Genomic DNA, 15,393 nt, shown 5'->3' on the forward strand with positions numbered 1-15,393 from the left:
CCGGATTGCACAGTGGGCCGCGCCCGCCGCCGTGACGGGCGCGCAGGAATTCGGGAGGTGCAGTGCTGTGCGTCGAGAAGAAGACGGATCGTCGAATCAGAGTGCGCAACGTCGCGTTACGGAACTGCGCGAGGACGAGCCCATTCGGTCGCCGGACCCCAGTCCGCTCAGCAGTTGGTGGGATCGGGTTGTGTGGGGTGCGCGGGGGTCGACGGCATGACGAGCCCGTCGTCCGACGCAGGGTTCAGCCGGTCGACAGCCTTTCCGCGTTTCGCACCGCGGTCTCGAGGTGCCTGTCCGCGGTGCTCAGGTCGAGCCGGGCATCGCTGAGGCTGTCGATCACCTGTTCCTTCGGAGCGCCGTCGGTTGTGCGGTCGAGTGTGTCGAACGCGTCGGTCAACTCCTTGATGCGGTTCTCGAGTGCTTGCAGATCGAAGCGCAACCGAGCGGTGCGCTCCACCAGGTCGTCGACGTCCACAGCTGCCCCTTTCATCCCCGGACGCGCTGTCGCATCACCACTACGTCCGTCTACCCGTGGATCCGAGCGTGAAACCCGGCCGCGAGTGGCTGCCTATCGATACACCAGACCGCCGTCGATCAGTCCCGCCTGCCCGGTCATGTAGTCGGAATCCGGACCGGCCAGATACGAGACGTACGCGGCGACGTCCTCGGGTGTCTGCGCGCGTCCGAGGGCGATGCCGCCGACGAACTTCTCGAACGTGGCGCCCTTCGGTGCGCCGGTGAGGGCCGAGAACCGCTCGTCGATGGTGACCCACATGTCGGTGCCGACGACGCCGGGGCAGTAGGCGTTGACGGTGATGCCGTCGGACGCGTACTCCTTCGCCGCGGCCTGGGTGAGTCCGCGGACGGCGAACTTGGTCGCCGAATACACGCCGAGCATCGGGAATCCCTCGTGGCCGGCGATCGACGACGCGTTGATGATCTTTCCACCATGTCCCCGTGCTCGGAACTTGGCTGCCCCGACTTGGATTCCCCACAGCACGCCTTCGACGTTCACGGCGAGGATGCGTGAGACCTCCTCCGGTGTCACGTCGGCGATCGGGTTGACCTGGGCGATTCCCGCGTTGTTGACGATGATGTCGAAGCCGCCCAGTTCGCGCTCGGTCCGGTCGACAGCAGACTGCACCTGATCGCGGTCCGTCACGTCGGCGACCAGTGAGATCGCCTTCACGCCTACCGCCCGGACCTCGTCGGCCACCGCATCGACCCGGTCGCCGTTGACGTCGACGAGCGAGATGTCGGCGCCGTCCGACGCCAATCGCAATGCGATCGCGCGTCCGATGCCCTGGCCCGCGCCGGTGATCAACGCGACTTTGCCCTTGATGCTCATCCCTAGCTCCTGTCCATCGTGACGGTCCTCACACGAGAGCCAAGCATCGCCAGGGCGGGTATTCAAGGGTTGCAGTCGGTTGCACTGCTGCCCCGCCCGCTGTCGATTACGTTCGCTCCCAATCGAAGTGGGTGGAACCCGGCTCTGGTCGAGCGCTCGCATCCCCGGTAGGCTCGGCCGGGTGAGTACCACCGGTTCGGTTCGACACCGCCTTCCCGCGGTCGGCTCGGGCGTCGATCTACCCCGGCACGCGAGGTTGTTGAGTCAAGTGCACGATGCCGTGCTGTCGGGACGGCAACCGCCCGCGCAACCGCGCGACGTCGTCGGCCGGTCGTGGTCGCGGCTACAAGCGGACGGGGTCAGCCCCGACCGCTGCGAGGACGTGGTGCTCGCCGACTATGCCGAGGTCGAGGCCCGGCGTACGCGAACTGCCCTGCGATCGGTCCTTCCCGAGCTTCGCAACGCGTTGACCCAGGTGGCGGAAGACGCGAACTTCATCGTGGTGATCGCGGACGCCGACGGGGTGGTGCTGTGGCGCGAAGGGTCACGCGGCGTGCGAAAGGCCGCCGACGCGCTGGGGTTCATGGAGGGCGCCCGTTGGTCCGAGAGGTCGGTGGGCACGAATTCCATCGGAACAGCGCTGGTGGAAGATGCTCCCGTGCAGCTGTTCTCGGCAGAGCACTACGCACGGTCGCACTGCGGGTGGTCGTGTACCGGGTCTCCGGTGCACGATCCACGCAGCGGCGAGGTACTCGGCGTCGTCGACATCAGTGGCTCGGCGATGTCGGTTCATCCGACGACGGTGGCACTGGTGCAGACGGCGGTCCGGTTGGCCGAGGCCACACTGTGGCAGGAGCACACGATCACTCTCGAGAAGCTCCGCGGTCATGCGGCACCGGTGCTCGGGGCGACCGCCGGTCCGGCGCTCGTGGTGGACCGGCACGGCTGGGTCGCCGACGCCCGCGGGCTCGCCGTTCCCGACCGGGTGTCACCCCCGTGCCCGGGCATGCCACTGCTCGTGCCCGGGTTGGGGCTGTGCATGCCGGAACCGCTCGGTGACGGCTGGCTGGTGCGACGCGGAGGCAGACCGACGACCATCGCAGTGGAACTCGATCTCGGTGACACCCCGCGAGCAACGGTGCGAGGCGACACGAGCTGGACCCGAGCCCTCTCACCCCGCCACGCGCAGATCCTGCGACTGTTGACCGAAACAGGTTCCGCCGGAATCGATGCCGCGTCACTGAGTGTGGCACTGTTCGGTGACCGCGACCACGTGGTGGCCGTGCGCGCCGAGATCTCCCGTCTCCGGAAGAGCCTCGGCCCCGTTCTGTCCACCCATCCCTATCGGTTCGCGGACGGCGTCGACGTGCACGTCGACGGTTGACGCGAAGCTCCGAATCGAGGTGGCTGACGCCGCGCCGATGACCCGAATCGTTGATTACGGGCCGACACTCCTGTCGGGTTCGACGGCTGCGAGGTGAGTGAGAGGGTCCGCGAGGTCGCGGCCGTGGTGGGCCATCGCCTGTGCGTAGAGGCGGCCGGCGCGGTAGGAGGAGCGGACGAGGGGTCCGGCCATGACGCCGGCGAAGCCGATTTCCTCGGCGGTCTTGGAGTGCTCGACGAATTCCTCGGGCTTGACCCACCGTTCGACGGGGTGGTGGCGGGGGGAGGGGCGCAGGTACTGGGTGATGGTGATGATGTCGCAGCCGGCGTCGTGCAGGTCGTGCAGCGCCTGGGTGACCTCGTCGGGGGTTTCGCCCATGCCGAGGATGAGGTTGGACTTGGTGACGAGGTTGTCTTCGCGGGCGGCGGTGATCACGAAGAGGCTGCGCTGGTAGCGGAACGCGGGCCGGATCCGCTTGAAGATGCGGGGGACGGTTTCGACGTTGTGGGCGAGCACCTCGGGGCGGGTGGAGAACACCTCGGCGAGCTGGTCGGGCTTGGCGCCAAAGTCGGGGATGAGCAGTTCGACGCCGGTGCCGGGATTGAGCTGGTGGATCAGGCGGACGGTTTCGGCGTAGAGCCAGGCGCCGCCGTCGGGGAGGTCGTCGCGGGCGACGCCGGTGATGGTGGAGTAGCGCAGTCCCATCGCCTGGACGGATTCGGCGACGCGGCGGGGTTCGTCGCGGTCGAGGTCGTCGGGTTTGCCGGTGTCGATCTGGCAGAAGTCGCAGCGGCGGGTGCATTGCTGCCCGCCGATGAGGAAGGTCGCTTCGCGGTCTTCCCAGCATTCGTAGATGTTGGGGCAGCCGGCTTCTTCGCAGACGGTGTGCAAACCCTCGCGCTTGACGAGGCTCTCGAGCTCGGAGTATTCCGGGCCCATCTTCGCTCTCGTCTTGATCCAGTTCGGTTTGCGTTCGATCGGAGTCTCCGCATTCCGGATCTCCAGTCGAAGCAGCTTGCGGCCGGGCGGGGCCTGCGCGGCGTCGGACGATGTTCCTGGTGTGGCAGTCACGTGTCGATTCCTGGGGGTGGTTCCGCCGAACCGTGGTGCCGGAGGGCGACCACGGCTCGGCGGGAGTGCTACATGTTGATCGGGCGACCCAGCGCGGCCAGGACAGATTCGTGCATGGCCTCGGACAGCGTCGGGTGCGCGAAGATCACTTCCGCGAGATCGTCGCCGGTGGCCTCCAGGGATCGGGCGATGCCGAAGCCCTGGATCTGCTCGGTGACATCGGGACCGACCATGTGGGCGCCGAGTAGCTCCCCGCTGTCGGCGTCGAAGATGGTCTTGACGAACCCGTCCGCTTCACCGATGGCGAGCGCTTTGCCGGAGGCCTGCAGATCGAACTGCCCGATCTGCAGGGAACGACCGGTCGCCCGCGCCTGGTCCTCGGTGAGGCCGAGGCTGGCGACCTGGGGCCGGGCGTACGTGCACCCGGGGACATAGTCCTTGTCCAGCGGGGTCACGTGCGCGACGCCCGCCAGCTTGTCGACACACAGCACGCCTTCGTGGCCGGCCTTGTGGGCGAGGCACGGGGCGCCTGCGACGTCGCCGATAGCGTAGACCCCGAATGCGGTCGTGCGGCACCACTGGTCGGTGGTGACGAAGCCACCGTCGACCTCGACGCCGAGGTCCTCGAGTCCCACATCCTCGACGTTGCCCTGGATGCCGGCTGCGACGAGAACCCGCTCCACGACACGCTGTTCGAGGGTTCCGTCCGCCGATCTCACCGTCACAGCGACGGAGTCCGCGCCGACCGTGAGTTCGGATACCGAGGCGCCGGTGTGGATCTCGATCCCGCGCTTCTCGAACTGCCGGCGCACGTGGCCGGCCACCGCGGCATCCTCGACTGGCATGATCTGCGGTGCCAGCTCTACGAGCGTGACCTCGCTGCCCAGATCGTGGTAGAGGCTGGCGAACTCGACGCCGATGGCACCGGAGCCGATGACCAGCAACGACTTCGGTAGGTCCTGGGGAACCAGTGCGTCGAAGTAGGTCCAGACCCGATCGCCGTCCGGTGTCACCCCGGGCACCGACCGTGGGCGCGCACCCGTGGCCAGGACGATGTGGTCGGCCCGGTACTCGGTGAGCGGCGAACCCGAGTCCGCGGTCTCCCGAACCCCCACGACGCCCTTTCCGGTCAGGCGTGCGGTGCCGGTGATCACGTCGATACCGTTCTTCTTCATCAGATATCCGATGCCGTCGGACAACCGGCCCGACACCCCACGGCTGAACTCGACCAGCTGTGCCATGTCGAATTCCACACCGCTGGTGGAGAATCCGAGGGGACGCAGATTCGCCAGCGTGTGGGCAACGTCGGCACCGTGCAGGAGTGCCTTGGTGGGAATGCAACCCCAGTTGAGGCAGATACCGCCGAGCCTGTCCCGTTCGATCACCGCGGTGCGGAGTCCGTGCTGAGCGGCGCGGATGGCGGCGACGTAGCCGCCGGGGCCGCTTCCGATCACCAGAACGTCGTATTTGTCAGTCATCTATACCCCCTAGACCAGCATCAACGCGGGTGATTCGATGAAGCGCCGCAGTTCCTGCAGGAACGTCGCGCCGAGGGCGCCGTCGATCACCCGGTGGTCGCAGGAGAGCGTCACGGTCAGCACCGTGCGGACTTCCACCCGGCCGTCCACGACGACCGGCCGTTGCTGCCCCGCCCCGACGGCGAGGATTGCGCCCTGTGGTGGGTTGATGATCGCGTCGAATTCGCGCACGCCGAACATGCCGAGGTTCGAGATGGTGAACGTGCCGCCCTGGAACTCCGCGGGGGTCAGCTTGCCGGTCTTGGCCTTCGTCACCAGTGCGTGGACCTCACCGGAGATCTCGGCGAGGCTCTTGCTCTCCGCCCCCCGAACGATGGGCGTGATCAGACCCGACGGCAGGGCGACGGCCACCGAGATGTCGGCGGCGGAGAATCTCAGCACCGCCTGTGCCGCTTCGTCGAACTGGACGTTGACATCGGGGACCTTGCGCAGCGCCGCCGCGCAGGCCTTGACGACGAAGTCGTTGACCGACAGCTTGACCGAGGGCACGGTCGCGTTGATCTCCTTGCGGAGTGCGAGGAGATTGTCGATCTCGAGGTCCACGGTGAGCCGGAAGTGCGGGGCGTTGCGCTTCGATTCCTGCAGACGCTGACCGATCGCCTTGCGCATCGAGTTGAACGGGATCGTCTCGAACTCGGGTGCCGTGTGCTGCGGGGTGTCCGCGCCGCCCGTGGACGCCGCCATCGGATCGGGAACGAGCCGAAACGTCCGTTCGGCCTCCCGGACATCTGCCTCGCAGACGCGTCCCCGCGAACCGGTGGCCCGGCAATCGTGCAGATTGATGCCGAGGGATTTCGCCAGTCGACGCGCCACCGGCGTCGCATCGACTCCGCTGTCGTCGTCGGAGGTGCGTCCGGGCACACTCGATCGGGTCGGAGACGGTGCTTCCGCGACGGTTCCACCTGCCGAACGAATCGCGTCGTGGACATCCGCGACGGAGATCCGGCCTTCGCGACCGGTCCCGGCCACACGGCGCAGGTCGATCGACAATTCGTCTGCCAATCGGCGGGAGTGTGGTGTCGCGAACACGTCACCCATCGTCTGTCCCCGTAGTGAATCCGGGACGGTGGTTGTGCCGGGAGTCCTCTCCGACTCCTGTGCCGCCGGCGCTGACGGGGTGGGTGTCACGCGCGGTTCCGCGGGGGTGGGTTGTCCACCCGGCGACCGCTCGGGCTCGGATGCGGGGACGGAATCCGCTCCGATGCCGGTCAGGAATTCCTCGATCTCGGCGTCGGAAACGGCCGCGTCAGCCGACACGGCCAGAACCGCACCCACCGGCAACGTGGCACCCGGCCTGGCGACGATGCGACGAAGCGCTCCGTCGAACGGCGCCTCCAACTCGTTGGTGATCTTGCTGGTCTCGATCTCGCAGATCAGATCGCCCTTCGAAAAGGGGGTTCCTTCGTCGATCAACCACTCGGTGACGGTGCCCTCGTCCATGGACAGGCCCCATTTGGGAACTTCGATCAGTTTGATGTCACTCATGGTCAGGCGGTCACCACCTTGCGTACCGCGGCCTCGATGCGTGCCGCGTTGGGAAGCCATGCCTGTTCGAGCACGGGGGAGAATGGCACCGGGGTGTGCGGTGGGGTGACCAGTTCGATCGGTGCCTTCAGCGAACCGAACGCCTTGGTGGCGATCAGCGCTGCGACGTCGTGGCCGAATCCGCAGCGTGCCGCGGACTCGTCGACGATCACCACCCGCCCGGTGGACGCGACGGATTCGAGGATGCCCTCCTCGTCGAGGGGTGAGACGGTCCGCGGGTCGACCACTTCGACGGAGATGCCTTCCGTGGCAAGTTTGTCGGCGGCCGTGTTGGCGGCATTCACCATGGCCGAGAGCGCGATGATCGTGACGTCCGTGCCTTCCCGGGTGTAGTTGGCTACGCCGAACGGGATGGTGTACGGCTCGTCGGGCACCTCCCCCTTGAGGTCGTACAGCGTCTTGTGCTCGCAGAAGACCACCGGGTCGTCATCGCGAATGGATTGGATGAGAAGGCCTTTGGCGTCGTACGCGTTGGACGGGGCCACCACCTTGAGGCCGGGGACCGCGGCGAACACGTTGTACGGGGACTGCGAATGCTGCGCCGCCGCCGAGAATCCGGCGCCGATCATGCCGCGCACCACAAGTGGGGTGCGCGCCTTCCCGCCGAACATGTAGCGGAATTTCGCGGCCTGGTTGTACAGGGCGTCGTAGCAGACTCCGAAGAAGTCCATGAACATCAGTTCGGCGACCGGACGCAGCCCGGTCAACGCGGCGCCGGCCGCCATGCCGATGATCGCGGACTCGGTGATCGGGGTGTCGATGACCCGGTCGGAACCGAATTCGGTCCACAAGCCCTTGGTCACACCCAGCACACCACCGAACGCCTCGAGCTTCCCGGACTCGAGTTCCGGGTTGGTCCCCGCCTGGCCACCACGCAGATCCTCACCGATCTGCACTACCGTCGCATCGCGTTCCATCTCCTGGGCGAGCGCGGCCTTGATTGCTTCGCGGTACGTCGTCTTCGACGTTGTCATCTCTGTTCTCACTCTCAGTACGACACGTAGACGTCGGTCAGAAGGTTTGCCAACGGCGGATATTCGGCTTGCCGCGCCTTCGCGACGGCGTCGTCCACGCGGGCTCGTGCGTCGGAATCGATCGCATCGAGTTCCTTCGCCGACACCTTCTTGCTGTCCGGGTGGTTGCGGAAGTTCAGCAGCGGGTCTTTCGTCTTGCGCAGTTCCGCGACCTGCTCCGCGGTGCGATACAGCTGCGCGTCACCTTCGAAGTGTCCGTGCCAGCGGTACGCGATCGCCTCGATCGAGGTGGGACCGCCTCCCATCCGGGCACGCTCGACGGCCTCACGGGTCGCCTCGTGCACGGCGAAGAAGTCGGTTCCGTCGACGGTGACGGCGGGCATCCCGAAGGATGCCGCGCGGGAGGCGATGCTGGGTGCGCCGACGGCGTAGTCCCGTCCGGTGGCCTCGCCGAATCCGTTGTTCTCGGTGACGAAGATGATGGGAAGGTCGAGCACGACAGCCATGTTCATGGCCTCGAAGACCGTTCCCTGGTTGGAGCCGCCGTCGCCGGTGAACGAGGCCGCGACGCCGCCGTTTCGCAATGTCTTCGCACTGAGCGCCGCACCGATGGCCAGGGAGGGTGCCCCGCCGACGATGGCGTTCGCGCCCAGCATGCCCACGGACAGGTCGGCGATGTGCATGGAACCGCCCTTGCCGTGGCAGAGGCCGTCGTCCTTGCCGAAGATCTCCGCCATCATCCCGTGGAGGTCGCAACCCTTGGCGATGCAGTGCCCGTGGCCGCGGTGGGTGGACCCGATGTAATCGGTGTCCTGCAGGTTCTCGCACACGCCGACGGCAATGGCTTCCTGACCGGAGTACAGGTGAATGAAGCCGGGGATGTCGCCGGTGGCGTTCTCTTCGTGGAGACGGTCTTCGAACGCGCGGATCTCGGACATCCTCCGATACGCGCTCAGTAGCGAGTTCTTGTTCAGCGCCATTGCACTCCCTTGGTTTCTCCGTTGTCGCCGGCCACGTCGGGGCCCGTCTCCGATCGCACTGCGGCGTCGGAACGGTTCGTGCCTCGTGTAACCCGGGACATGAATGTAGGGAGATATGACGTGCGCAATAAACGTTGCAGCCGATTGCAATGGTTCGATCGAGGGATGCGAAACAACGACGCGGACGAGGTTCATCGAAAGCTCGTCAGGGTCAATATTCCGAACGTGACGGCCGCCCGTGATGGCGGCACTCGGGGTCACCGAGACCGAGGTGAAGGACTCGTAGTCGGAAGGGATTGACACAGCATTGATCACGGCGTTTGACTGGAACGCAAGCTCGTGTGGGCTCGCCCGATGGTGTTCTGGGAGGTTGACGTATGCGCGGCACAGGGTTAACGGGTCCGGGCCACCGACGCGGAGCAACCTCCCATCGCAGGACCATCTGGGTACTGGCACTGGTGGGTGTGTGCGTTCTCTCCCCGACAATCACCCAGACAGCCAGCGCAGACCCGGCAGCGGCCACCGTCGACACCGGGTTCGCGATCCCCTTCGCCGGGGCACCCGGCTATGAGAGCCTGGCTCCGACGCAAGTGACCAGTCCGGGGCAGCTCAACCAGCCACTCGGTCAGCAAGCGGCGGACGAGATTGCCGGCCAGGTGGGGCTCACCAGGGCTGACGCTTTATCCGAACAGCAGTATCGCGACCTCATCACCGGCGGCGGAGTCGGCGGCAGCCGCGAAGCTGCCGAGGTGATCGATGCATGCGCCCAGATCCTCACCAACACGAACGGCCGTCCGCTGTATTCCAACGTCGATGGACACCTCACACCGTCGGTTCTGGCCGGCTACGGGCTCTACGTGAACACGAGCGGACTGTTGGAGAGTCCGGCCAACGCGGACGCCCCGACGAGGCAGGTGAACTCATTGATCGCTCCCGGCGGGTTCGTGGGTACCTGGTTGAGGAACAATGATGCGACACGAACCCTGATAGCTCTCTACCGGTCGGCGTACACCGTGCAAGCGGTCTACGGCTTCGCAGCGCAACAGATTTCGGGCGCAGCTCAACTGGTGACGAACACCAAGGGGGGTGTGAGTTCGGAGGTAGGCATGTCGATGGCGCCGCCGCTCTGGATAGTGAACTTTGCCCTGCTCTACATACTGAATCCTTCCCTGGCGGCCGCGATGCCTGCCCACTGGACTCCCATTCCGCCGCCGGTCGCCGACGCAATACACTCGAGCCCCACCGGTCAGATTCCTTTCAGCGACTATGCGTCCTACTTCCAGTGACTCGATTCCGGAGCCCGGCGAGATGCATTGACGTCGAGATGGCCGAGTTGTTCGACCATGTAGGTCACGGCGTTGTCGATTTTGCGGCGCCAGAGCAGCGTCACCTCTTCGGGCTCGTGGGCCTCGAGGGCATGGAATATCGCGGTGTCGTCGGCGACGATCTCATCGACCGAGTACGCGTATTCCAGACCGAGAATCGAGACGAACATCCGCAACTGCAGCGACAGTCGGAAAACATCTTCTCGATTCTCGGCATGTCGGCTGCGGCAGCGAGGGCGTCCTGCCACCGGATGTCGGCGTCGCCCGTGCCGGGAATGTCGCGCATGCGCGACATTCCGGACGACGTCGTCCAGGGCGTCCCTGATCGGTCCGCGGGAGACACCGAGCCGGGTGGCGAGAGGCTTTTCCGCGATGCGCTGCCCGGCCGGAAAACGCCGCTGGCGAGTGACTCGCGGAGTGCTTCGACCACTGCCGAGGCCAATCTCGTTGAGGGGGAACGTGGCTGGTCGTCTTTCGGTCGCGGACCTGGAGGTGGGCCGACGAGAAGTCTGGGTGGGTAAGGCGCGAACCCACGAAAACGGTGCGCCGGTTACTCCGCCCACCGGCGCACCTCGTGTGCGAGATCGCGCAGTCCCGGCGATTGCCGAGGGTCGAGGACTTCGGTGATCGAGTTCAGTTGCGCGAGCCACGAGTCCGAATGCCCTCGTTCCGCATAGTTCCCACGTGACTCGCACGAACCTGCGGGTCCCGTTCTATGATGTTGCGATGAGGGCAGATCCGCGCCGCGCACGGGTGGACGATGTGCATGAGTTGGCCTTGGGTATGCCCCACGTCAAGGTCGAATGTGGGCCGCGGGGCAATCCTGTCTATCAGGTCGGCGGCAAATCGTTTGTGTTCTTCCGAACGCCTCGCCCCGATGCCTTCGATCCTCGTACCGGTGAACGATATACGGATGTGATCGTGTTCTGGGTGCCGTCCGAGTCCGACAAGCAAGCAATGGTTCAAGACCCGGCGTCGCCGTTCTTTACCACTCCGCATTTCGACGGACATCCGTCGGTGCTACTGCGGGCAAGTCGAATTGGTGATCTGACGCTGCAGGAGCTGACTGAGGTGGTTCAGGATGCTTGGCTCTGTCGGGCATCTCCGGCCAGGGCTTCGGCGTGGCTCGCCGCGCACCGTCTTTCGTAGCGCAGGCTCAAGATCGCCCCGGTCGCCCGGACCGGGTGACCCAGCGCGATCCCACCACCGTAGGGGTTGGGGTTGGTCTTCTCCGGGTTCGGATTCGCGTCCCGGATCACCGCGACCGCCTTCGACGCGAACGCCTCGTTCAGCACGATCACATCGCACACCGGGCCGCCGGTGCCGCGGCGATCGAGCCGCCAAGTGCCCCGCAGGGGCAAGTCCCGGCAGAGAGCTGGTCGCGCTAGTGGCCTAGCGTCGCGCCGCAACCTGACTGCCCGACCGCCCGGACCTCGTGCCGGGATCGCCCCTGTCACGCCCGAAAGACGTAACCGATCCCCCGTACGGTGTGGATCATTCGTCGAGCGCCCGTGGCTTCCAGCTTGCCTCGCAGCGAACTGATACACACGTTCAGCACGTTCGACCGTGCCGCCATCGACACCGGCAGCGCCCAGATGGTGCGGAGGAGATCTTCGCGGGAAACGACGCGCCCGACCTCCTTGGCAAGGACGACCAGAACATTGAATTCCTGTCGGCTCACGTCGACCCATTGGCCGTTGGAGTGAACGGTTCTCCCGGTAAGGCTGATGGTCAACGCGGGGAAGGCGAGGTCCTCGACCGGTGCCCAGCGCACACGGCGAAGAACGGCGCGGAACCGCGCTGCGAGTTCGGGCACGGTGCAGGGCATCACCACGTGGTCGTCGGCGCCGGCATCGAGGATGGCGATGCGGTCGGCGCTGGACGCGGTGCTGCTGATGACACAAATTCCGGCAGCGACTCCGTCGAGTCGCTGCCGTTGAACCGTGGACACGATCTCGACCCCCTCTCGTTGAAAATAGGCGATCAAATCGGGGCACAGTGCGTCGAGTCTGCTCGGAGTCAGGTCGCGGAGGTCGGTGCAGGACACCCGAAGGCCGTGGGATCCGAGCTTGCTCAGCAGGTTCGGCGACCCGACGCCCACCAGCAGTACCGAGGGTTGTGTGAGCTCATCTGACGCGAGGCAAGTCACGGATCCGATCCTCTTCCGGAAGTACCAACGGAGATGACATCTGCATCGGCATGCTGCAACAGATCTCGCGAAGAAGGTCTCGGCACAGCACGGCCCAGGAGGGCGGGGCAAGTTCACCTGCGGTCACGTTCATCTGCGAACTCCGGATTGCTCGGGGGCGGCGGTGGCGCCCTGGGGACGTTCCAGTCCGTCGGGCACGCTGCCCGGCTTCATCGTGACCCCCATTACATCCCATGCTTGCCGTTATTGGCAAGATTCATTTACCATTAATGGGTCACTTGTTCCCCAGGAGGTATCCATGTCAGAAGATCTCGAGGGCGTCTACTCGGCGGTCGCCACTCCGTTCACCCAGGATCAGCATCTCGATGAGGCCGGTCTGCGCCGGTTGGTCGACCGCACCATCGAATCTGGGATTCACGGGCTCGTCCCGCTGGGCTCGACGGGTGAGTTCTTCGCCCTGAGCCGCGGCGAACGCGAGTGCGCGCTGGAGGTGGTGCTCGAGCAGACCGCAGGGCGGGTGCCGGTGGTGCCGCACACCGGTGCGACCAGCACCGCCGAGGCGATCGCTCTGTCCCAGCACGCGGAGAAGGCGGGTGCGACCGCGCTGATGCTGGTGGCGCCGTACTACGAGCCGTTCAGCATCGAAGAGGTCAAGAGCTACTACAAGGACGTCGCCGGATCGGTGTCGATCCCCGTGATGGCCTACAACCTGCCGGCCGCGACCGGGGTGAACCTGACCCCGCAGATCCTCGGTGAACTGATCGACGAGGTTCCCAACGTCAGATACGTCAAGGACACCAGCGGTGACTTCACCGCCGCGGCGCAGCTCATCCATGAGTTCGGGGACAGGGTCTCGGTGTTCGTGGGTTGGGACACCCTCTTCTATGCCGCCCTGCTCGAGGGTGCCGCCGGTTCGGTCATCGGTGCGGCGAACGTGGTGCCGCGTCAGCTGATCGCCGTGTACGACGCCATCCAGGCGAGCGACCTCGCGCTGGCTCGTAAGCTGTGGGCCACGCTGTTCCCGGTGATGAGCACCCTCGTCAGCGGTGGATACACCGCGGCCGTCAAGGCCGGCATGGAACTGGTCGGTCACCCCGCCGGGCCGCAGCGGGCACCCGGTGCCGCCCTGACCGGTCCTCGCCTTCGCGAGCTCGAAAAGGCCCTCGCGGCACTGTAAGCGGGGACATCCCGCCCCCGTCGGCATCTATGATCGCCGGCCCCGACATGGGGCCGGCGATCATCGTTGTGGGCGGGGTTTCTTGCTGTGCGGGAATCTGAATCGGCCACACCGATCGGGAGATGATCGACCGTGGTGTGTTCTCGATCGCGTCGAGGACGACCTGGAGTGCTCTGTCCACGAGTCGGTCTCGCCCTTGCCATGTCATGTCGCGCAGTGAGCCGAGTGCGTACCGTCATGGTGCCTCGGCGCGGGCGGCGGCGTCGGTCCGCTCCGACGCACGACGAACGGCGGGGGACGAAGTCGTGACTTCGTCTCCCGCCGTGCGGATTTCGGCCTAGTGGCCGTCCCCGTCTGGTTTCATGCGCGACCGGCGCGGAGCCGTTCGGCGACCTCGATGGCGTCACCTTCGGGTGCGGTGGAGTCGGCGCCCGGCTTCGCGATCACCAGGTAGAGGAACCCGGCGACGGTGATAATGGAGAACCCGATCAGCGCGATCCAGCGGTCGACGAACGGGAGGCTCTCGTCGCCGCTGGGCCGGGCCAGGATGATCATGGCGATGATGCCGTAGACCAGGGCAGCGATGTTGACGGCGACGCCCAGTTTGCCCAGGGTCCACGGTCCGCCCGGCTTCCAGCCCTTGAACCGCATCCGCAGCGCGGCCAGGACCACCATCTGGAAGGCAAAGTAGGCGGCGATGACCTGGAACGCGGCGATCCGGAACAGCGAGTCGGGGAAGAAGTAGACGAAGACCGTGAGCAGCACCGGCGCGACGTTGATACCGAGCAGTGCGTTGACCGGGATGTGGCTCGAGGAGGTGCGGGCGAAGAAGTGGCTGCCGGGGAACATGTCGTCGCGGGCGAACGAGTACACCAGCCGGCTGACGGCCGTCTGCTGGCCCATGACACCGGCCAGGAAGGAGGTCAGTGCAATGACGAGGAACGCCTTGGAACCGACCGTGCCGAGGCTGCCCTGCAGGATCGTCGGGATGGGGTTGGCGTCCTCCCCGGCCACGACGGCGGCCAGATCCGGGCAGGCGAGGACGAATCCGGAGAAGGCGAGCAGGGCGGCACCGCCGCCGACGAGGACCGTCAATGCCATCGCCCGAGGAATGGCGCGGGCCGGATTGGGGGTTTCCTCGGCGACCTCGCCGCAGGCCTCGAAGCCGTAGAACATGTACAGGCCCACCAGTGATGCTCCGATGAAGGCATAGATGTAACTCTGCCCGCCTCCGGCGCCCATGGTGTCGAAGAAGACCGAGAAGGGCTGCTTGCGCTCGAAGATCAGCAGATACAGGCCGATCGCGACGACGCCGATGAGTTCTGCGGTCAGGCCGACGACGGAGATCCGGGCGAGGGTCTTGGTGCCGGTGAGGTTGAACAGCAGGCAGACGGTCAGCACCGACAGGGTGATGACGAGTTTCTGCAGCCCGGTGGCCGAGACCGACGGCTCGTCCGCGGTGCCGAACAGCAAACTTGCGATGAAGTCGGAGCTGAACATGGCAGTGGTGGTGATGCCGATGGTGATGGCACAGATGTAGACCCACGACATCAGCCAGGCGTACTGGCCGTTCCAGAGCCGGCGCGCCCATTGATACAGGCCGCCCGCGAGCGGGAACTGGGAGACGATCTCACCGAAGACCAGGGCGACCAGCAGCTGTCCGAAGCCGACGATGAAGATCCAGAAGATCGCTGGGGGTCCGGCAGTGGAGATTCCCAGCGCGAAAATGGAGACCACGCCGACCATCGGGGACAGGTAGATGAAGCCGAGGGCGAAGTTCGCCCACAGGTTCATCTTGCGCTCGAATTTCGGTTCGTAACCGAGGGCGCGGAGATGCTCGTCATCTCCATGGGGGGCGACTTCGCGGCTGTTACCCGTATCGCGCGTCTCTAGCATGTT

Annotated in this window: 14 protein-coding genes and 1 pseudogene; 4 read left to right on the top strand and 11 right to left on the bottom strand. The window is 65.9% G+C overall.

What is annotated here, in order from left to right:
- Nucleotides 1-244: 244 nt before the first annotated feature.
- Nucleotides 245-478 (bottom strand): hypothetical protein, encoded by a 234-nt coding sequence (locus CJ177_RS29040; RefSeq protein WP_095869188.1) that lies wholly within the window; start codon nt 476-478, stop codon nt 245-247.
- A gap of 93 nt (nt 479-571) precedes the next feature.
- The gene (locus CJ177_RS29045) at nt 572-1,351 is read right to left on the bottom strand and encodes an acetoin reductase (protein WP_005243585.1); all 780 of its coding nucleotides are present in this window, start codon (nt 1,349-1,351) and stop codon (nt 572-574) included.
- A gap of 268 nt (nt 1,352-1,619) precedes the next feature.
- Here CJ177_RS29045 and CJ177_RS29050 point away from each other — a divergent pair, with 268 nt between their 5' ends.
- Nucleotides 1,620-2,735: a GAF domain-containing protein gene (locus tag CJ177_RS29050; RefSeq protein ID WP_095869189.1), complete on the top strand. Its 1,116-nt coding sequence runs from the start codon at nt 1,620-1,622 to the stop codon at nt 2,733-2,735.
- A gap of 54 nt (nt 2,736-2,789) precedes the next feature.
- On the opposite strand, the gene lipA is transcribed toward CJ177_RS29050, so the two are convergent.
- From lipA to CJ177_RS29075, 5 genes are all read right to left on the bottom strand, one after another.
- Nucleotides 2,790-3,806, bottom strand: a complete 1,017-nt coding sequence (lipA, locus tag CJ177_RS29055; RefSeq protein ID WP_179443293.1) for a lipoyl synthase — start codon at nt 3,804-3,806, stop codon at nt 2,790-2,792.
- Nucleotides 3,807-3,874: 68 nt separating this feature from the next.
- Entirely contained in the window at nt 3,875-5,284 is a 1,410-nt protein-coding gene (lpdA, locus tag CJ177_RS29060; protein ID WP_095869190.1) for a dihydrolipoyl dehydrogenase, read from the bottom strand.
- 9 nt (nt 5,285-5,293) lie between these two features.
- Entirely contained in the window at nt 5,294-6,829 is a 1,536-nt protein-coding gene (locus CJ177_RS29065) for a 2-oxo acid dehydrogenase subunit E2 (protein ID WP_095869191.1), read from the bottom strand.
- 2 nt (nt 6,830-6,831) lie between these two features.
- Nucleotides 6,832-7,863, bottom strand: a complete 1,032-nt coding sequence (locus tag CJ177_RS29070; protein WP_005243580.1) for an alpha-ketoacid dehydrogenase subunit beta — start codon at nt 7,861-7,863, stop codon at nt 6,832-6,834.
- 14 nt (nt 7,864-7,877) lie between these two features.
- A complete protein-coding gene (locus CJ177_RS29075; RefSeq protein WP_025431990.1) occupies nt 7,878-8,843 on the bottom strand; it encodes a thiamine pyrophosphate-dependent dehydrogenase E1 component subunit alpha in 966 nt (321 codons plus the stop codon).
- 377 nt (nt 8,844-9,220) lie between these two features.
- Between CJ177_RS29075 and CJ177_RS29080 the strand changes: the two genes are divergently transcribed.
- Nucleotides 9,221-10,129: a hypothetical protein gene (locus CJ177_RS29080; RefSeq protein WP_061040937.1), complete on the top strand. Its 909-nt coding sequence runs from the start codon at nt 9,221-9,223 to the stop codon at nt 10,127-10,129.
- On the opposite strand, the gene CJ177_RS48430 is transcribed toward CJ177_RS29080, so the two are convergent.
- Nucleotides 10,117-10,338 carry a hypothetical protein gene (locus tag CJ177_RS48430; RefSeq protein WP_257014718.1) on the bottom strand — a complete coding sequence of 74 codons (222 nt, stop codon included), beginning with the start codon at nt 10,336-10,338 and terminating at the stop codon, nt 10,117-10,119. The two genes, CJ177_RS29080 and CJ177_RS48430, sit on opposite strands and share 13 nt — an antisense overlap.
- Before the next feature lie 556 nt (nt 10,339-10,894).
- Here CJ177_RS48430 and CJ177_RS48435 point away from each other — a divergent pair.
- Nucleotides 10,895-11,317 carry an MmcQ/YjbR family DNA-binding protein gene (locus CJ177_RS48435; RefSeq protein ID WP_082764377.1) on the top strand — a complete coding sequence of 141 codons (423 nt, stop codon included), beginning with the start codon at nt 10,895-10,897 and terminating at the stop codon, nt 11,315-11,317.
- Here the strand turns inward: CJ177_RS48435 and CJ177_RS29095 are convergent.
- Nucleotides 11,317-11,475 (bottom strand): annotated as a pseudogene (locus CJ177_RS29095) (acetyl-CoA C-acyltransferase); the annotation flags it as partial. The gene CJ177_RS48435 and the pseudogene CJ177_RS29095 sit on opposite strands and share 1 nt — an antisense overlap.
- Before the next feature lie 146 nt (nt 11,476-11,621).
- Complete coding sequence (locus CJ177_RS29100) at nt 11,622-12,317, bottom strand: response regulator transcription factor (protein ID WP_143548712.1); 696 nt, start codon at nt 12,315-12,317, stop codon at nt 11,622-11,624.
- 298 nt (nt 12,318-12,615) lie between these two features.
- Here CJ177_RS29100 and CJ177_RS29105 point away from each other — a divergent pair, with 298 nt between their 5' ends.
- Nucleotides 12,616-13,494 (top strand): dihydrodipicolinate synthase family protein, encoded by an 879-nt coding sequence (locus CJ177_RS29105; protein WP_061040938.1) that lies wholly within the window; start codon nt 12,616-12,618, stop codon nt 13,492-13,494.
- 360 nt (nt 13,495-13,854) lie between these two features.
- On the opposite strand, the gene CJ177_RS29110 is transcribed toward CJ177_RS29105, so the two are convergent.
- Nucleotides 13,855-15,390, bottom strand: coding sequence for an APC family permease (locus CJ177_RS29110; RefSeq protein ID WP_095869193.1), 1,536 nt, complete (start codon nt 15,388-15,390; stop codon nt 13,855-13,857).
- Nucleotides 15,391-15,393: the final 3 nt, after the last annotated feature.

Origin of the sequence: Rhodococcus sp. ACPA1 (assembly GCF_002300195.1) — a bacterium.
Classification (GTDB): domain Bacteria; phylum Actinomycetota; class Actinomycetes; order Mycobacteriales; family Mycobacteriaceae; genus Rhodococcus_F; species Rhodococcus_F opacus.